The 18,360-nt window shown below is 67.0% G+C and carries 17 protein-coding genes; 13 read left to right on the forward strand and 4 right to left on the reverse strand.

The window, feature by feature from the left end:
- The first annotated feature begins 42 nt into the window (after positions 1–42).
- The 10 genes from NF681_11610 to typA all read left to right on the forward strand — a co-directional run bounded on the left by NF681_11610 (position 43) and on the right by typA (position 13,551).
- Positions 43–1,077: an ABC transporter permease subunit gene (locus NF681_11610; GenBank protein UST52989.1), complete on the forward strand. Its 1,035-nt coding sequence runs from the start codon at positions 43–45 to the stop codon at positions 1,075–1,077.
- Positions 1,043–2,143, forward strand: a complete 1,101-nt coding sequence (locus NF681_11615) for an ABC transporter permease (GenBank protein ID UST52990.1) — start codon at positions 1,043–1,045, stop codon at positions 2,141–2,143. The genes NF681_11610 and NF681_11615 overlap by 35 nt, the downstream gene beginning before the upstream one ends.
- Positions 2,140–3,780 carry a dipeptide ABC transporter ATP-binding protein gene (locus NF681_11620; GenBank protein ID UST52991.1) on the forward strand — a complete coding sequence of 547 codons (1,641 nt, stop codon included), beginning with the start codon at positions 2,140–2,142 and terminating at the stop codon, positions 3,778–3,780. The genes NF681_11615 and NF681_11620 overlap by 4 nt, the downstream gene beginning before the upstream one ends.
- Positions 3,781–3,804: 24 nt before the next feature.
- Positions 3,805–5,004, forward strand: coding sequence for a YbfB/YjiJ family MFS transporter (locus NF681_11625; GenBank protein UST52992.1), 1,200 nt, complete (start codon positions 3,805–3,807; stop codon positions 5,002–5,004).
- 179 nt (positions 5,005–5,183) lie between these two features.
- Positions 5,184–5,834 (forward strand): ribosome maturation factor RimP, encoded by a 651-nt coding sequence (gene rimP / locus NF681_11630; GenBank protein UST52993.1) that lies wholly within the window; start codon positions 5,184–5,186, stop codon positions 5,832–5,834.
- Positions 5,835–5,852: 18 nt separating this feature from the next.
- Entirely contained in the window at positions 5,853–7,337 is a 1,485-nt protein-coding gene (gene nusA, locus NF681_11635; protein ID UST52994.1) for a transcription termination factor NusA, read from the forward strand.
- 24 nt (positions 7,338–7,361) lie between these two features.
- Positions 7,362–10,370 (forward strand): translation initiation factor IF-2, encoded by a 3,009-nt coding sequence (infB, locus tag NF681_11640; GenBank protein ID UST52995.1) that lies wholly within the window; start codon positions 7,362–7,364, stop codon positions 10,368–10,370.
- Between the two features lie 15 nt (positions 10,371–10,385).
- A complete protein-coding gene (gene rbfA, locus NF681_11645) occupies positions 10,386–10,757 on the forward strand; it encodes a 30S ribosome-binding factor RbfA (GenBank protein UST52996.1) in 372 nt (123 codons plus the stop codon).
- A 2-nt stretch (positions 10,758–10,759) separates the two neighbouring features.
- A complete protein-coding gene (truB, locus tag NF681_11650; protein UST52997.1) occupies positions 10,760–11,728 on the forward strand; it encodes a tRNA pseudouridine(55) synthase TruB in 969 nt (322 codons plus the stop codon).
- Complete coding sequence (typA, locus tag NF681_11655; GenBank protein ID UST52998.1) at positions 11,725–13,551, forward strand: translational GTPase TypA; 1,827 nt, start codon at positions 11,725–11,727, stop codon at positions 13,549–13,551. Before truB ends, typA begins: the two co-directional genes overlap by 4 nt.
- A gap of 157 nt (positions 13,552–13,708) precedes the next feature.
- Here the strand turns inward: typA and NF681_11660 are convergent, their stop codons facing one another.
- Genes NF681_11660 through smpB form a run of 3 tightly spaced genes read right to left on the reverse strand, consistent with a single transcriptional unit; the run spans position 13,709 to position 15,275 of the window.
- The gene (locus NF681_11660) at positions 13,709–14,113 is read right to left on the reverse strand and encodes an ATP-binding protein (protein ID UST52999.1); all 405 of its coding nucleotides are present in this window, start codon (positions 14,111–14,113) and stop codon (positions 13,709–13,711) included.
- Between the two features lie 55 nt (positions 14,114–14,168).
- On the reverse strand, positions 14,169–14,747 hold the full coding sequence (locus tag NF681_11665) for a putative colanic acid biosynthesis acetyltransferase (GenBank protein UST53000.1): 579 nt from the start codon (positions 14,745–14,747) through the stop codon (positions 14,169–14,171).
- 48 nt (positions 14,748–14,795) lie between these two features.
- Positions 14,796–15,275 carry an SsrA-binding protein SmpB gene (gene smpB / locus NF681_11670; protein UST53001.1) on the reverse strand — a complete coding sequence of 160 codons (480 nt, stop codon included), beginning with the start codon at positions 15,273–15,275 and terminating at the stop codon, positions 14,796–14,798.
- Positions 15,276–15,338: 63 nt separating this feature from the next.
- Between smpB and NF681_11675 the strand changes: the two genes are divergently transcribed.
- Positions 15,339–15,788: a type II toxin-antitoxin system RatA family toxin gene (locus tag NF681_11675; GenBank protein ID UST53002.1), complete on the forward strand. Its 450-nt coding sequence runs from the start codon at positions 15,339–15,341 to the stop codon at positions 15,786–15,788.
- Positions 15,789–15,793: 5 nt separating this feature from the next.
- Positions 15,794–16,123, forward strand: a complete 330-nt coding sequence (locus NF681_11680; protein ID UST55748.1) for an RnfH family protein — start codon at positions 15,794–15,796, stop codon at positions 16,121–16,123.
- A 49-nt stretch (positions 16,124–16,172) separates the two neighbouring features.
- On the opposite strand, the gene NF681_11685 is transcribed toward NF681_11680, so the two are convergent.
- Entirely contained in the window at positions 16,173–16,694 is a 522-nt protein-coding gene (locus tag NF681_11685; protein UST53003.1) for a DUF4124 domain-containing protein, read from the reverse strand.
- Positions 16,695–16,838: 144 nt separating this feature from the next.
- Here NF681_11685 and guaB point away from each other — a divergent pair, with 144 nt between their 5' ends.
- Positions 16,839–18,308 (forward strand): IMP dehydrogenase, encoded by a 1,470-nt coding sequence (gene guaB, locus NF681_11690; protein UST53004.1) that lies wholly within the window; start codon positions 16,839–16,841, stop codon positions 18,306–18,308.
- Positions 18,309–18,360: the final 52 nt, after the last annotated feature.

Below are 18,360 nucleotides of genomic sequence, written 5' to 3' on the forward strand. Positions count from 1 at the left end.
CCGTCCCACCCGCTCCCATCCTTCCCGCCCGCCCGCCCGCCGATGACCAGCTACATCCTCAAGCGCCTGCTGCTCATGGTGCCCACGCTCCTGGGCGTGCTGCTGCTGACCTTCGTCGTGATCCAGTTCGTGCCGGGCGGTCCGGTCGAGCAGATGGTGGCGCAGCTGCAGGGGCGCGACTCCGGCGGCGAGCGGGCCGCCAGTTCGGGCGCCGGCTACCGTGGTCGGCAGGGGCTCGACGAGCGACGCATCGAGGACATCCGGCGGCTCTACGGTTTCGACAAGCCACCGGTGGAGCGCTTCTGGGACATGCTCAAGTCGTTCGCGCGTTTCGACCTCGGCACCAGTTTCTACCAGCGCAAGGACGTCTGGCAGCTGATCAAGGAGAAGCTGCCCGTCTCCATCAGCCTGGGTCTGTGGACCTTCTTCATCAGCTACCTGATCGCGGTGCCGCTGGGCGTGGCCAAGGCGGTGCGCGCCGGCTCGCGCTTCGACTTCGTGACCACGCTGTTCGTGCTGATCGGCTATGCGATCCCGGGCTTCGTGCTGGGCGTGGCGCTGCTGGTGGTGTTCGGCGGCCAGCTGCAATGGTTTCCGTTGCGCGGGCTCACCTCGCCCAACTGGGAGAGCCTGGGGTGGGGCGCGCGCATCGTCGACTACCTGTGGCACATCGCGCTGCCGGTGACGGCGATGGTGCTGGGCAGCTTCGCCGTGACGGCGATGCTGACCAAGAACTCCTTCCTGGAGGAAATCCGCAAGCAATATGTGCTGACCGCGCGCGCCAAGGGCCTGAGCGAGCGGCAGGTGCTCTGGACGCACGTGCTGCGCAATGCGCTGATCCCGATCGTCACGGGGTTCCCGGCCGCCTTCGTCGGGGCCTTCTTCACCGGCTCGCTGCTCATCGAGACGCTGTTCTCGCTCGACGGCCTGGGGCTGCTGAGTTACGAGAGCGTGATCCGCCGCGACTATCCGGTGGTGCTGGGCACGCTCTATTTCTTCACGCTGATCGGACTGGTGACCAAGCTCGTCTCCGATCTCTGCTATGTCTGGGTCGATCCCCGTGTCAAGTTCGATTGAGCCGGGCGCGCCCGCGCCGGTGTCCACGGCGCCGGTCACGGTGTCGGCGAGCCCGGGTCGCCGCGCCTGGCAGCGCTTCAAACGCAACCGCCTGGGCTTCTGGAGCCTGTGGGTGTTCGGGGTCCTGGTGGTGCTGAGCCTGTTCGCCGAGGTGCTGTCGACCGACAAGCCGCTGATCGTGCGTTATGAGGGCCAGACCTATTTCCCCGTGTTGCGCGACCACTCGGAGAAGACCTTCGGTGGCGACTTCGAGACGCCCGCCGACTACCTCGATCCCTTCATCCGCGAGCGCATCACCGGTGGCGCCAACTGGGCCGTCTACGCGCCCAATCCCTACGGCCCGAAGACGCTGAACTACTTCGCCACCGCGCCCAATCCGGCGGCACCCTCGCGCGAGAACTTCCTGGGCAGCGACGACCGTGGGCGCGACCTGCTGGCGCAACTGGTCTACGGCTTCCGGGTCAGCGTGCTGTTCGCGCTTGCCCTGACCGCCATCGGCGTGGTGCTGGGCGTCCTCACGGGCGCCGTCCAGGGCTTCTTCGGCGGCCGGACCGACCTCGCGTTCCAGCGCTTCATCGAGATCTGGGGCTCGATGCCCGAGCTCTACCTGCTCATCATCTTCAGCGCCATCTTCGCGCCCAGCGTGGCGCTGCTGCTGGTGCTGCTGAGCCTGTTCGGCTGGATGGGGCTGTCGGACTACGTGCGCGCCGAATTCCTGCGCAACCGCCAGATGGACTACGTTCGCGCCGCGCGCGCGCTGGGCGTGTCGAACCTGCAGATCATGCGGCGCCACATCCTGCCCAACAGCATGACGCCGATCGTCACGTTCCTGCCGTTCCGCATGAGCGCGGCGATCCTGGCGCTGACGTCGCTCGATTTTCTGGGCCTGGGCGTGCCGCCGGGCACGCCGTCGCTGGGCGAACTGCTCAGCCAGGGAAAGGCCAACATCGACGCCTGGTGGATCTCGCTGTCGACTTTCGCGGTGCTGGTGATCACGCTGATGCTGCTGACCTTCATGGGCGACGCCCTGCGCGACGCGCTCGATCCGCGAAAGGCCGACCGATGACCGCACCCGATACCGCACCCCCGCTGCTCGACGTGCGGGGGTTGCGCGTGGGCTTCGGCGGACGCGACGTGGTGCACGGCATCGACTTCCGGATCGCGCCGGGCGAAAAACTCGCGCTGGTGGGCGAGTCCGGTTCCGGCAAGACCGTGACCGCCCTGAGTCTTTTGAGGCTGGTGCCCGACGCCGAGGTCGTCGGGGTCGCGCGCTTCGCGGCCGCCACGACGGCCGGCGGCGACGCCCCCCGGGACCTGCTGTCACTGCCCGAGCATGCCCTGCGCGGCGTCCGGGGCAAGGAGATCGCCATGATCTTCCAGGAGCCGATGACCGCGCTCAATGCGCTCTATACCGTCGGCGAGCAGATCGCCGAGGTGCTCGAACTGCACGAGAGCCTGTCCAGGCGCGACGCGCACGCGGCCGCCGTCCGCCTGCTCGCCGACACCGGCATTCCCGAGCCCGAACGGCGCGCACGGGCCTTTCCGCACCAGCTCTCCGGTGGCCAGCGCCAGCGGGCCATGATCGCCATGGCCCTGGCCTGCAAGCCGCGCCTGCTGCTCGCCGACGAGCCCACGACCGCGCTCGACGTCACCGTGCGCGCCCAGATCCTGGACCTGCTGGCCGACCTGCAGCGGCGCCACGGCATGGCGGTGCTGCTCATCACGCACGATCTGAACCTGGTGCGCCGTTTCGCCGACCGGGTGGCGGTGATGGAGCAGGGCCGCATCGTCGAGACGGGCGCGGTCGGCGACGTGTTCGGCTCGCCGAGCCATCCCTACACCCGGCGCCTGATCGACAGCCGCCCGACGCGCGACGTCCTGCCACCGCCGCCGGACGAGGCGGTCGCGCCCCTGCTGCAGGCGCGCGGGCTGCGTGTGAGCTACGCGACGCCGCTGCCGGGCCTGCGAGGCTGGTTCGGCAAGGGCGCCTTCGTCGCCGTGCAGGGCGCCGACTTCCACATCGCCCCGGGCGAGACCCTGGGCGTGGTCGGCGAATCCGGATCCGGCAAGTCGACGCTCGCGCTGGCGGCGCTGGGACTGCTGCGCCACACCGGCGACTTGGCGGTGGAAGGCCGCCCGTGGGGGGAAGGGCGCCGACAGGACCGGGCGTTGCGGCGCGCGATGCAGGTCGTGTTCCAGGACCCGTTCTCGTCCCTGTCGCCCCGCATGACGGTCGAGCAGATCGTCGGCGAAGGCCTCACGGTGCACGAGCCAGGGCTCGACCTGGCCGCGCGTCGCGTGCGTTCGCTCGCGGCGCTGGCGGACGTCGGTCTGACCGAAGCGCTGTTTCCGGCGCTGCTCGACCGCTACCCGCACGAATTCTCCGGGGGTCAGCGCCAGCGCTTGGCGATCGCGCGGGCGCTCATCGTCGGGCCCCGGCTGCTGGTGCTCGACGAGCCCACCAGCGCGCTGGACGTGACGATCCAGAAGCAGGTGCTCGCCCTGTTGCAGCGGCTGCAGCGCGAGCGTGGGCTGGGCTATCTGCTCATCACGCACGACGTCGAGGTCATCCGCGCCATGGCCCATCGCGTGATCGTGATGAAGGACGGTGCCATCCTGGAGGCCGGCCCCGTGGACCGCGTGCTCGACGCGCCCGACCATCCCTACACCCGCCAGCTGGTCTCCGCCGCGCGGCTGTCCTAGCACCGACACGAACGGAAACCGCGAATGCCGCCTTCCCAAGACGATCGACGCGCCGCCTGGCGGGCGGCGCTGGCCTGCATGGTGACGCTGTCGGTGGCGATGGGCCTGGGTCGCTTCGCCTTCACCCCGATGCTGCCGATCATGCTGCACGAGGGACGGCTCGACCTGCAGGCCGGCGGGCTGCTGGCGTCGCTCAACTACCTGGGCTACTTTCTCGGTGCGGTGACCTGCGCCGCCCTGAAGGTGCGCGCGGCGACGATGGTGCGCGGCGGGCTGCTGGCCACGGCCGCGCTGCTCCTGGGCATGGGGCTGCTGCACGGTTTCACCGCCTGGGGCACGTTGCGAACCCTGGCCGGCGTGATGAGCGCCTGGGTCTTCGTCTTCGCCTCGGGCTGGGGCCTGCGCCGGCTGGCGGAGACCGGCGGGTCGCAGCTCGCCGGCGTGATCTATTGCGGCCCGGGCATCGGCATCGCGGTGACGGGGCTGCTCGGCGGCGTGGCGGGCCGCTGGGGCGCCGATGCCGCCTGGATCGGCTTCGGGATGCTGGCGCTGGTCCTGATCGCGGCGATCTGGCGCGTGTTCGACGACGGTGCCGTGGCGGCGGCGGGCGGGTCGGGCCCTGCGGTGGGCCCGCGTCCGGCGTCGCCGCGCGACCGCGCCGATGCCGGGTGGCTGGTCGGGCTGTATGGACTGGCCGGCTTCGGCTACATCATCACGGCCACGTTCCTGCCCCTGATCGCGCGCCAGGCCCTCCCGGGCTCGAACTGGCCCGACCTGTTCTGGCCGCTGTTCGGCCTGGCGATCGTGCCCGGCGCGCTGATCGGCTCGCGCGCGCCCGCCGCGTGGGACAACCGGCTGCTGCTGTCGGTGGCCTACGCGCTTCAGGCGCTGGGTGTGGTGCTGACCGTGGTCTGGCCGACGGTGGCCGGCTTCGCGCTGGGCAGCCTGCTGCTGGGCATGCCGTTCACGGCGATCACGCTGTTCGCCGTGCGCGACGCCCGGCGGTTGCGCGGCAACGCCGCCGCCGGGCTGATCGGCTATGCGACGGCGTCCTATGGCGTCGGCCAGATCCTGGGTCCCCTGTTCGCCGCACCGCTGGCGCACCGCACCGGCTCGTTCGCCGTGCCGCTCCTGGTGGCCGCATTGGGGTTGGGCATCGGCTCGCTGCTGTTCGCACGGGTCTGGTGGCGTTCACGCGCCGGAACGAGGCTCGTCGGGGCCTGAACATCGGCGCGCGCGCCTGGGCGACGTAGCCATTTGGCATATAATCCGAAGCTCACGACCAAACGGGCGGGTACCAACCGCCCGTTTTTTTATGGGTCGAAACATTTCCGATGCGGCGTCCGCGGGCTGGCGACGCGGCATCGGACGCACCCCGGAATCCCAAAGGCGCTAACAGACACGTGGCATTGCAGCAGACAGTGGAACAAACCGTGGCCGGTCTCGGCTACGACCTCGTCGAAATCGAACGATCGGCGGGTGGATTGCTGCGTGTCACGATTGATTTGCCCTGGATCGCCCCCAGCTCGGAAGCTGTGGCGGCAGGCGTCCCCGAACCCTTCGTGACGGTCGAGGATTGCGAGAAGGTCACGCGGCAGTTGCAGTTCGCCCTGGAAGTCGACGGCGTCGACTACAAGCGCCTTGAAGTCTCCTCGCCGGGCATTGATCGCCCGCTGCGCAACCAGCAGGATTTCGAGCGGTTCGTCGGCGAGGTGATCGACGTCACGCTCAAGGCACCCATGGGTGCGGCGGCCGGCGGCCAGGTCGCCGCCAATCGCAAGAAGTTTCGCGGCACGCTCGAGCGTGCCGACGGTGGAGGTTGGCAGATCGTCTGGAGCGACGCGCCGGCTGTGAAGCCGGGACAGAAGATCGGGAAGAAGCGCGCGCTCGCACCGTTGCAGGCGCTGGGCTTCGTGCTGGAGGAGTTGCGCGAAGCGCGGCTCGCGCCGATCGTGGATTTCAAGGGCCGCAGGGCCAGGGCCGCCGAAGGTTCGACGCAGCGGGGTCCGGATGACGTCGCTTCGGAGGATGGCGGCATGGAAATGTCGGACTGACAAGAGGAGCTAGGGGCAATGAATCGCGAAATGTTGATGTTGGTGGATGCGATCTCGCGCGAGAAGAACGTCGAGCGCGACGTCGTCTTCGGCGCGGTCGAATCCGCGCTGGCGCAGGCCACCAAGAAGCTCTATCAAGGCGAAGTGGACATCCGCGTGGTGGTGGACCGCGACAGCGGCAATTACGAGACCTTCCGTCGCTGGCACGTCGTTCCCGACGAGGCCGGCCTCCAATTGCCCGAGCAGGAGATCCTGCTGTTCGAGGCCAAGGAGGAGATGCCCGACATCGAGGTCGACGAGTACATCGAGGAGTCGGTGGATTCGGTGCCGATCGGGCGCATCGGCGCGATGGCCGCCAAGCAGGTGATCCTGCAGAAGATCCGCGACGCCGAGCGCGAGATGCTGCTGAACGACTTCATGTCGCGCGGCGACAAGATCTTCGTCGGTACCGTCAAGCGCCTGGACAAGGGCGACATCATCGTCGAAGCCGGCCGTGTCGAGGGACGCCTGCGCCGCAGCGAGATGATCGCCAAGGAAAACCTGCGCAACGGCGACCGCGTGCGGGCCATGATCATGGAGGTCGACCTGACGCTGCGCGGTGCGCCGATCATCCTGTCGCGCTCCGCGCCGGAATTCATGATCGAGCTGTTCCGCCAGGAAGTGCCGGAGATCGAGCAGGGTCTCCTCGAGATCAAGAGCTGTGCGCGCGATCCGGGATCGCGCGCCAAGATCGCCGTGCTCTCGCACGACAAGCGCGTCGACCCGATCGGTACCTGCGTCGGCGTGCGTGGCACCCGCGTGAATGCCGTGACCAACGAACTCGCCGGCGAGCGCGTCGACATCGTGCTGTGGAGCGAGGACCCGGCGCAGTTCGTGATCGGTGCCCTGGCGCCTGCGAACGTCTCGTCGATCGTGGTGGACGAGGAAAAGCATGCCATGGACGTGGTCGTCGACGAGGAGAACCTCGCGATCGCCATTGGCCGGGGCGGCCAGAACGTGCGCCTGGCTTCCGACCTCACGGGTTGGAAGATCAACATCATGGACGCCAACGAGTCGGCCCAGAAGCTCGCGCTCGAAACCGATTCCAGCCGCAAGCTGTTCATCGAGAAGCTCGACGTCGACGAGGAGATCGCCGACATCCTGATCAATGAAGGTTTCACGAGCCTGGAGGAGGTGGCCTACGTGCCGATCTCCGAACTGCTCGAGATCGAAGGCTTCGACGAGGACACGATCAACGAGTTGCGCACCCGTGCCAAGGATGCGCTGCTCACGATGGAAATCGCCAAGGAAGAAAGCGCCGAAGGCGTCTCGCAGAACCTGCGCGACCTCGAAGGCCTCGACGCCGAACTCATTCCGAAATTGGCCGAGGCGGGTGTCCATACCCGCGACGACCTGGCCGACCTCGCGGTCGACGAACTCACCGAGATCACCGGCCACAGCGCCGATGACGCCAAAGCCCTCATCTTGAAAGCCCGCGAACACTGGTTCGCGGGCCAAGAGTGACGGTCATGGAGGCACGAAGCACATATGTCCAGCACCACAGTCGCCGAGTTCGCGAACGAACTCAAGAAGACCCCCGAAACCCTGCTTGACCAGCTCAAGAGCGCCGGCGTGCCCAAGGCGGCGCCCACCGATGCCTTGACCGAGGCCGACAAGCAGCGGCTGCTCGGTTTCCTCAAGGCCAGCCACGGCACGGTCGAGCCGGAGCGCAAGAAGATCACGCTCGTGAAGAAATCCACCAGCGAGATCAAGCAGGCCGATGCCATGGGCCGTGCGCGCACGATCCAGGTCGAGGTGCGCAAGAAACGAACGTTCATCCAGCGCGACGACGCTCCGGCGTCGCCGCCCGAGCCCGTGCAGGCGATGCCGGTGGAGCCGCCTGTCCAGGAGCCCGTGGTGCCCAAGGTCGACGAGGCCGAACTGGCGCGTCGCGAGGAAGAGGCACGCCGTCAGGCCGAGCTGATCCGCCGCCAAGAAGAGGAGCTGGCCGAGAAGCGCCGGCAGCGCGAGGCGACCGAGGCCCTGGCCCGCGAGCAGGCCGAGCGTGTCGACCAGGCCGAACTGGCCGAGCGCCAGGCGCGCGACAAGGTCGAAGCCGACGCGGAGGCACGCCGCAAGGCGGTTGCCGCGGCCACTGCGGCGACCGCCGCCACCAACGCGTTCTCCAAGAGCATCGCGCCGTCCCATCGCGCGGCCGCCGCGGCTGCCGAGAAGGCCGCTGCCGAGAAGGCCGTCGCGGAGAAGGCAGCCGCGGAGAAGGCAGCCGCTGCGTCCGCTGCCGCTGCACAGACCCGCGAGGATGCGAAGGCCAAGGTCGCCGCCGAATCCAAGGCCCGTGCCGACGAGGAAGCCGCACGTGCCAAGGACTTGGACGAACGCCGTCGCAAGGCGCTGGCCGAGGCCGAAGCCATCCGCGCCATGATGAACGCACCGGCCCGCGTGCTGGTGCCGCACAAGGCGCCGGAGAAGGAGATTCCGAAGCCCGCCGTCAAGGGCACGCTGCACAAGCCGGTCGCCCCTGTGGCCCGCCCGGGCGCGCCCGCTGCACCGGGTGCCGCCGCTGCGCCCGGAGCGGCCGCCGGCAAGGAAGTGAAATCGGCCAAACTCTCCTCGAGCTGGGCGGGTGATCCGGCCAAGAAGAAGGAAATCAAGACCCGTGGCGATGCCAGTGGTGGCGTCGGACGTGGGAACTGGCGTGGCGGTCCGCGTGGACGCCGCGGCAGCAACGACCGTGGGGGGCATGACGACCAGCACGTCCAGTCCGCACCGGTGGAAGTCCGCGTGCTCGAAGTGCACGTGCCCGAGACCATCACCGTCTCGGAACTGGCGCACAAGATGGCCGTCAAGGCCCAGGAAGTCATCAAGCAGCTGATGAAGCTGGGCATGATGGCGACCATCAACCAGTCGCTCGACCAGGACACCGCGATGATCATCGTGGAGGACATGGGCCATACGGCCGTGGTCGCCGCGTTGGACGATCCCGAAGCGTTCACCGACGAGGACGTCGGCGCACAGGCGGGCGAATCGCTGCCGCGCGCTCCCGTCGTCACCGTCATGGGCCACGTCGACCACGGCAAGACCTCGCTGCTGGACTACATCCGGCGCGCCAAGGTGGCCGCGGGCGAGGCTGGCGGTATCACCCAGCACATCGGCGCCTATCACGTCGAGACCGATCGCGGCATGGTGTCGTTCCTCGACACGCCCGGCCACGAAGCGTTCACCGCCATGCGTGCCCGGGGTGCCCAGGCCACCGACATCGTCATCCTGGTGGTGGCGGCCGACGACGGCGTGATGCCGCAGACCAAGGAAGCCATCAAGCACGCGAAGGCGGCCGGGGTGCCGATCGTGGTGGCGATCAACAAGGTCGACAAGCCCGATGCCAACCTCGATCGCGTCAAGCAGGAACTGGTGGCCGAGGAGGTCGTGCCCGAAGAGTACGGCGGCGAGGTGCCGTTCGTGCCCGTGTCCGCCAAGACGGGACAGGGCATCGACGACCTGCTCGAGCAGGTGCTGCTGCAGGCCGAGGTGCTGGAACTGAAGGCGCCGGTCGAAGCCGCCGCCAAGGGCCTGGTCATCGAGGCGCAACTCGACAAGGGCCGCGGCCCGGTCGCGACCGTGCTGGTCCAGTCCGGTACGCTCAAGACCGGTGACGTGGTGCTGGCCGGCTCGACCTATGGACGCGTGCGGGCCATGCTCGACGAGAACGGGCGTTCGAGCAAGTCCGCCGGACCGTCGATCCCGGTCGAGATCCAGGGTCTGACCGAGGTGCCGCAGGCTGGTGACGAATTCATGGTGATGGCCGACGAGCGCCGGGCGCGCGAGATCGCCACGTACCGCGCCGGCAAGTTCCGCAACACCAAGCTGGCCAAGCTGCAGGCTTCCAACCTGCAGAGCGTCTTCACCGACCTGTCGGCGGGCGAGGTGCAGACACTGCGCCTGATCATCAAGGCCGACGTGCAGGGTTCGCAGGAAGCCCTGGCGCAATCGCTGCTCAAGCTGGCGACCGAGGAGGTCAAGGTGCAGGTGGTGTACGCCGGTGTCGGCGGCATCAGCGAGAACGACATCAACCTCGCGATCGCTTCGAAGGCGGTGGTGATCGGCTTCAACGTGCGTGCCGATGCCGGTGCGCGCAAGCTGGCCGAGAACAACGGCGTTCAGCTGAACTACTACAGCATCATCTACGACGCGGTCGACGAGATCAAAGTCGCCATGTCGGGCATGCTTGCGCCGGAGCGTCGCGAGGAAGTCATCGGCACGGCCGAGATCCGCACGGTGTTCGTCGCCTCGAAGATCGGCACGGTCGCGGGCTCGTACATCACGTCGGGCTCGGTCAACCGGGGCGCGCATTTCCGGCTGCTGCGCGACAACGTCGTGGTCTACACCGGCGAGATCGATTCGCTCAAGCGGCTCAAGGACGACGTGCGCGAGGTCCGCGAGGGCTTCGAGTGCGGCATCAAGCTCAAGAACTACAACGACATCAAGGAAAACGATCAGTTGGAGTTCTTCGAGATCCGGGAAATCGCCCGGACCTTGTAAGGCGAAGAACCGAGCATGCCCAAGAGAAAACCCGCCGCGCCCAACCGTTCGTTCAAGGTCGCCGATCAGATCCAGCGCGATCTGACCGAGCTGATCGCGCGCGAACTCAAGGACCCGCGTGTGGGCATGGTCACGATCCAGGCAATCGAGGTCACGCCGGACTACGCGCACGCCAAGGTGTTCTTCAGCGTCCTCACCGGCGATCCGGTGGAGACGACCGAGGCACTGAGCCAGGCCGCCGGCTTTCTGCGCAGCGGCCTGTTCAAGCGTCTGCACATCCACACCGTGCCGACGCTGCATTTCGTGTTCGACCGCACCACCGAGCGCGCGGCCGACATGAACGCGCTCATCGCCCAGGCCGTCGCCTCCCGTTCCAAGGACGAGTAGCCATGAACGCGCCACGCACGAGGGTGCAGCGGCGCCCCGTGCATGGGGTGTTGCTGCTCGACAAGCCACTCGGACTTTCGAGCAACCAAGCGTTGCAGAAGGCCAAGTGGCTGCTGCGCGCCGAGAAGGCGGGCCACACCGGCACGCTCGATCCGCTGGCCAGTGGCGTGCTGCCGCTGTGCTTCGGCGCGGCGACCAAATTCAGCCAGCTGCATCTGGAAGCCGACAAGACCTACGAGGCCACTGCGCGTCTGGGCGTGAAGACGACCACCGGCGATGCCGAGGGCGATGTCGTGTCCGAGCGTCCCGTGCGCGTCGCTGCGGCCGATCTGGCGCTCGTGGAAGCACGTTTCACAGGCTCGCTTCGCCAGATGCCGCCGATGCACAGTGCCTTGAAAAAGGATGGCAAGGCGCTCTATGAGTACGCCCGTGAAGGCATCGAGGTCGAGCGCGCGCCGCGCGACATCGTGGTCCATGCACTGTCGCTGGAACTGATCGAGCCCGACCTCATCCGCATCGTGGCGACCGTCAGCAAGGGCACCTACATCCGCACCCTCGGCGAGGACATCGGCGAGGCGCTCGGTTGCGGCGCGCACTTGCGCTCGCTGCGTCGCCTGGCCACGGGCGATTTCGCCGTCGCGCGCTGCGTGACGCTCGACGCGCTCGAGGCGATGGACGAACACCTGCGGCAGGCCCGACTGCTGCCCGTCGAGTCGCTGGTCGCGGGCCATGACCGTGTCACGCTCGACGTCGACGATGCGGCACGTTTCCTCTCCGGCCTGCGCCGGCGGGGCGATTGGGCCGATGCCGAGGAGATCGCCGTCTTCGGCAGCCAGCCGGCGGCGTTCCTCGGGACGGCCCATGCGCGCGCACGAGAACTGATACCGGGGCGTTTGCTGAACCCCATCGAAATCCAGCAAATCCTTTTGAACGCACCTGTGAACGCAACTTTCTGCGAAACGACACCATGAGTACCAAGCAAATCCGCAACATCGCCATCATTGCCCACGTGGACCATGGCAAGACCACGATGGTCGACCAGCTGCTGCGCCAGTCGGGCACCTTCGCCGACCACGAGAAGGTCGTCGACACCGTGATGGACAACAACGCCATCGAACGCGAGCGCGGCATCACCATCCTGGCCAAGAACTGCGCGGTGAGCTGGGAAGGCACGCACATCAACATCGTCGACACCCCCGGCCACGCGGACTTCGGCGGAGAGGTCGAGCGCGCCCTGTCCATGGTGGACGGCGTCGTGCTGCTCATCGACGCCCAGGAAGGCCCGATGCCGCAGACCCGCTTCGTGACGAAGAAGGCGCTCGCGCTGGGCCTGAAGCCCATCGTGGTGGTCAACAAGGTCGACAAGCCCGGTGCGAATCCCGACAAGGTCGTCAACGCCGCCTTCGACCTGTTCGACAAGCTCGGCGCCACCGACGAACAGCTGGACTTCCCGGTCGTCTACGCCTCGGGCATCAACGGCTGGTCGTCGCTGGAGGAAGGCGAGCCCAACGAGCAGTGGGGTCCGGACATGTCCGCACTCTTCAACACCATCCTGAAGCACGTGCCGTCGCAGAAGGGTGACCCGGCCGCGCCGCTGCAGCTGCAGATCTCCGCGCTGGACTTTTCGACCTTCGTCGGCCGCATCGGTGTCGGTCGCATCAGCGCCGGCACGGTCAAGCCCATGATGGACGTCGTCGTCATGGAAGGTCCGGACGGCAAGGTCGTCAAGGGCCGCGTCAACCAGGTGCTGAAGTTCCACGGCCTCGACCGTGTGCAGGCGACCGAGGCCGGCCCGGGCGACATCGTGCTGATCAACGGGCTGTCGGAAATCGGCATCGGTGTGACGATCACCGACCCGTCCAATCCGGCCCCGATGCCGATGCTCAAGGTCGACGAGCCGACCCTGACGATGAACTTCTGCGTCAATACCAGCCCGCTGGCCGGCCGCGAAGGCAAGTACATCACCAGCCGCCAGATCTGGGACCGCCTGCAGAAGGAACTGCAGCACAACGTCGCACTGCGCGTGAAGGAGACCGACGAGGAAGGCATCTTCGAGGTGATGGGTCGCGGCGAACTGCATCTGACCATCCTGCTGGAGAACATGCGCCGCGAAGGCTACGAGCTGGCCGTGTCGAAGCCGCGCGTGGTGTTCCGCGACGTCGACGGCGTGAAGCACGAGCCGATCGAGCTGGTCACGGCCGACATCGAGGAAACCCATCAGGGTGGCGTGATGCAGGCGCTGGGCGAGCGCAAGGGCGAGCTGGTGAACATGGAGTCCGACGGCCGTGGGCGCGTGCGCCTCGAGTACCGCATCCCGGCACGCGGACTGATCGGTTTCACCAACGAGTTCCTGAACCTGACGCGCGGTTCGGGCCTGATCTCGAACATCTTCGACAGCTACGAGCCGCACAAGGGCGACATCGCCAGCCGCAAGAACGGTGTGCTGATCTCCATGGACGACGGCGAGATCTTCACGTACGCGCTGGGCAAGCTCGACGATCGCGGCCGCATGTTCGTCAAGGCGAACGATCCGGTGTACGAAGGCATGATCGTGGGCATCCACAGCCGCGACAACGACCTGGTGGTGAATGCCACGCGCACCAAGCAGCTGACCAACTTCCGCGTCTCCGGCAAGGAAGATGCGATCAAGATCACGCCGCCCATCGAACTCACCCTGGAATACGGCGTGGAGTTCATCGAGGACGACGAACTGGTCGAGATCACGCCCAAGAGCGTGCGTCTGCGCAAGCGCTACCTCAAGGAACACGAGCGCAAGCGCGCCAGCCGCGACTGAGCGATTGAGCCGCCCTGGGCGGCATTTGGAGCGTCTGGTGGACCTCCCCCGACCAGCGTTCCCATGAAAAAACCGGCGCATGCGCCGGTTTTTTCATGTCTGGGGGTGCGTCGACCACCCATCCAGGGGCGGCCGTCCGCGACCGCGGCGAATCCGCTCAGGGCCGTGCGACCTTCCAGACGCCGCCGACACCGTCGCCGGTCCGGTCGCCGGCCTTCGCGTCCTTGGCCCAGTAGTAGAGCGGTGCGCCCTTGTAGGCCCACTGCCGCGCGCCGTCGTCGCGCACGACGACGCTGTAGTCGCCCATCGTCCTGGCTGCGGGAGGCGCGGTCAGCGCCGGCCAGTTGGTGATGCACGGACCATTGCACACGGACTTGCCGCTGCCCACCACATCGCGGCCGAAGGTGTAGAGCGTCATGCCGTTCGGGCCGACGAGCACGCCGTCGGCCGTGCGCGTGGGCGTGTCCGCCATGGGTGCCGACGTCGTCCTCGACATCGGGGAGTAGCTGCCGCAGCCCGCGAGGAGGGCGGTGGCGAGGATCGATGCGGTGATCAATTTCATGGAATCTCCTGGTGTGGTGGTCGAAACTGGAAAAACCTTCGGAAGCGTCGGCAGTCTAGCCGCCCGGCTGACGCAATTCACGGTGCTTGATCAGCTTGGCTGGATTGCCGGCATAGACGCCCCATGGTTCGAGCGAACGGAAAGCCACGCCACGCGCGCCCAGGACCACGCCTTCTCCGACATCCACGCCCGGTCCCACGAATGCTTCCGCGGCGATCCAGGCCCGCGCGCCGATGGTGATCGGTCGCGTCGTGAGCTGGAACGCCGGCGAGGCGATGTCGTGCGACCCCGCGCACAGGTGCGCGCCCTGCGACACGATCGCGTCATGTCCGATGCGGATCGGCGCCATGTTGTAGCAATTGACGCGCGGTCCGATGAGCGCACGCTCGTCCATGTGGAGATGGGGCGGATACCAGACTTTGGCCGTGCCGCGGACGTCGCTTCCCGGCGCCATCGTCGCGCCGAACGTCCGCAGCAGGAAGCGGCGCCAGGCGCGCAGCGGCGGCGGTGTCCACGAGGCGAGCAGGGCCCAGGTCAGCATCCAGAGGGCGCGCAGCAGCCGGTTGGAGAGCGGGAAGCTCGGACCGCCGCCGAGAGGGTTGGATCGCTCGGCGTCGAGTGGTTGGAGTGCCATGGTGGGTGGATCGAGTGGATTGGAATCGTCTGAGGGACGAGGGCGTGGTCAGCGGCTGCGGCTCTTCATGGCACGCTCGACTTCCCGCTTGCCTTCGCGGTCCTTGATGGTGTCGCGCTTGTCGTGTTCGGCCTTGCCCTTGGCCAGGGCGATCTCGCACTTCACCTTGCCGGCTTTCCAGTGCAGGTTCAGTGGAACGAGCGTGTAGCCCTTCTGCTCGATCTTGCCGGTGAGCTTGCGGATCTGTTCCTTGTGAAGCAACAGCTTCTTGGTGCGGACCGAGTCCGGCGTGGTGTGCGTGGAGGCACTGCGCAACGGATTGATCTGGCAGCCGACGATGAACATCTCGCCGTCACGGATCATCACGTAGCCGTCGGTCAGCTGCACCTTGCCTTCGCGCAGCGACTTCACTTCCCAGCCTTCGAGTACCAGGCCCGCTTCGAAGCGCTCCTCGAAGAAGTAGTTGTATGCCGCCTTCTTGTTGTCGGCGATTCGCGAGGAGGGATCTTGGGTTTTCTTGGTGGCCATGGCTGTCTGATGTTGGGTCGCATGCCATCAATACAATCGAAGCGCACACACCGTGCCGATTCTATGAAAACCGTTCACAAGTCAGTCCTCATTTGGTACACCGCCGAAGAGATGTACGCCCTGGTCACTGACGTGGCGAGCTATCCCCAGTTCCTTCCCTGGTGCGACAGGACCCGTGTGCTCGACGCGGACGATGCGGGCATGACCGCCGAGATCGGCCTGTCCTTCGGGGGCATGCGGCAGAAGTTCACGACCCGCAACACGCACGTCCCTGGACGCGAGGTCCGCTTGAAGCTGGTCGATGGTCCATTCTCCAACCTCGATGGCATCTGGAAGTTCGAACCCGTGGGCGAGGCCGGCGAGCGGGCCTGCCGGGTCGAACTCGACCTGAGCTATGGCTTCAGCAACTTCGCGCTCCAGGCCGTCGTGGGGCCGGTCTTCGACAAGGTGGCGTCGAGTCTGGTCGAAGCCTTCGTCAAGCGAGCTGAACAGGTCTACGGCGCCACGACTTGACGACCATCGTCATCACGCTCGTGTGTTCGCCCGCGCCTCGGGAGGTGTTCGAGCAGATCTTCGACATCGCGCCGGGAACGACGATCGCGGACGCGGTGGCCGCCAGCGCGCTGACCGATCGTTTTCCGGACCTCGACTGGCGTGCCATGACACCGGGTGTCTGGGGCAAGGTGTGCGAATGGCGTCGTGTGCTGGCCGACGGCGATCGCCTGGAGTTGTGTCGGCCGTTGACGGTCGACCCCAAAGTGGCCCGGCGCGAGCGCTTTCAGCGCCAGGGCGCCCGCACCACCGGATTGTTCGCACGCCGTCGAGAAGGCGGGAAGGCCGGCTACTGAGTCCGGCGATCGCGGCGTGGGGGGCGACGCGGTTCCTGGGCGCGGATGCTCAGCTGCATTCGCCGTCGATGATCGACTGGAGACGTCGGTTTTCGGCTTCCCGGGCGCCGTCGTCCATGATTTCGCGTTCGCCATTGGCGTTGATGCGGGCGATGCGGATGCCGCTGTCGAAGGTGGCTCTGCCCTGACGGGCCCGTGCGCAGTTGTCGGCCCTGGTCCTGGCGATGCGTTCGGCCTCGGCCATCTGGCGGGCCTTCTCTGCATCTTCGGCGCGGCGCGTCTTCTCCTCGAGTTCCCGGTCGACACCCGAAGGCCGGGTCAACCCGGCCGGGGCACTCGCGCGCGACTGCGCCGCCGATGCGGGCGTGGCCGGCACCGGAGGTGAGGCCGGTGTCGTGATCGAAGCGGAATTCCCAGGACGACGCACGATGTTCTTCTCCGGCACGCTGATGGGTGGCGCCTGGTCGCTGAACACCTTCTTGCCATTGCTGTCGATCCACTGCCATTGCGCCGTGGCGGCCATCGACAGCATGCCCAGGCAGGCCAGCACGAGACGACGCGAATTTTTCATCGGTGGCAGTTTAGCCCCGCCTCGCCCGCATGGAAACGAAACGGGGCGTCGTCGCCGAGGCCTGGCGCAGTCGCCCTGCGGGCGCGGCGCGCGTGCGAATGCGTGCGCCGCGCTCGTTACAATCCTTCTTTTGGAGCCTCACCCATGCGCCTTCTAGGCAAAGCGCTCACCTTCGACGATGTGTTGCTGGTGCCAGCGTTCTCTCAGGTCCTGCCCAAGGACACCTCCCTCGCCACCCGGTTCTCCCGCAACATCTCGTTGAATCTGCCACTGATCTCGGCGGCCATGGACACCGTGACCGAAGCCCGCCTCGCGATCGCGATCGCGCAGGAAGGCGGCATCGGGATCGTGCACAAGAACCTCACGGCACAGCAACAGGCGGCGGAGGTAGCGCGCGTCAAACGCTATGAATCCGGCGTCCTGCGCGACCCGGTGGTCATCACCCCGGCTCATTCGGTGCGGCAGGTCATGGCGCTTTCCGAGCAACTGGGGATTTCCGGCTTTCCGGTGGTCGATGCTGGCAAGGTGGTGGGCATCGTGACCGGGCGCGATCTGCGCTTCGAGAACCGCCACGACGTGCCGGTCAGCGAGATCATGACGCCCCGCGACCGGCTCATCACGGTGCCCGACGGCACCACGCTCGCCGATGCGAAGGCGCTGCTGAACAAGTACAAGCTCGAGCGCCTTCTGGTGATCAACGACGATTGGGAGCTCAAGGGCCTCATCACCGTCAAGGACATCACCAAGCAGACCACGTTCCCCAATGCCGCACGGGACGCCAACGGTCGCCTGCGCGTGGGTGCGGCGGTCGGCGTGGGCGAGGGCACGGAAGAGCGCGTCGAGGCGCTGGTGCGCGCCGGGGTCGACGCCATCGTGGTCGACACCGCCCATGGGCACAGCAAGGGCGTGATCGAGCGCGTGCGCTGGGTCAAGCAGAACTATCCGCAGATCGACGTGGTCGGCGGCAACATCGCCACGGGCGACGCTGCGCGAGCCCTGGCCGATGCGGGCGCAGATGCGGTGAAGGTGGGCATCGGTCCGGGATCGATCTGCACGACCCGCATCGTCGCCGGCGTGGGCGTGCCGCAGATCATGGCGGTCGACAGCGTGGCGACCGCGCTGCAAGGCACAGGCGTGCCCCTGATCTCCGACGGTGGGGTGCGCTACTCGGGTGACATCGCCAAGGCCTTGGCCGCCGGTGCGAGCACGGTGATGATGGGCAGCATGTTCGCCGGCACCGAAGAGGCTCCCGGCGAGATCGTTCTGTATCAGGGCCGCAGCTACAAGAGCTACCGTGGCATGGGCTCCATCGGTGCCATGCAGCAGGGCAGCGCAGATCGCTATTTTCAGGAATCGAGCACCGGCAACCCCAACACGGACAAGCTGGTGCCTGAAGGCATCGAAGGACGTGTTCCGTACAAGGGCTCGATCGTCTCCATCATTTATCAGATGGCCGGTGGTGTTCGCGCCAGCATGGGCTACTGCGGCTGCGCCACCATCGACGAGATGAAGGAGCGCGCCGAGTTCGTCGAGATCACGTCGGCTGGCATCCGAGAGAGTCACGTGCACGACGTGCAGATCACGAAGGAAGCCCCCAACTACCGGGCTTCCTGAACAGGTTCACTCCATCCCCACATCGCACGCCGCGACGAGTCACGGCGTGCCT

It is taken from the genome of Comamonadaceae bacterium OTU4NAUVB1, assembly GCA_024372625.1.
Classification (GTDB): domain Bacteria; phylum Pseudomonadota; class Gammaproteobacteria; order Burkholderiales; family Burkholderiaceae_C; genus Variovorax.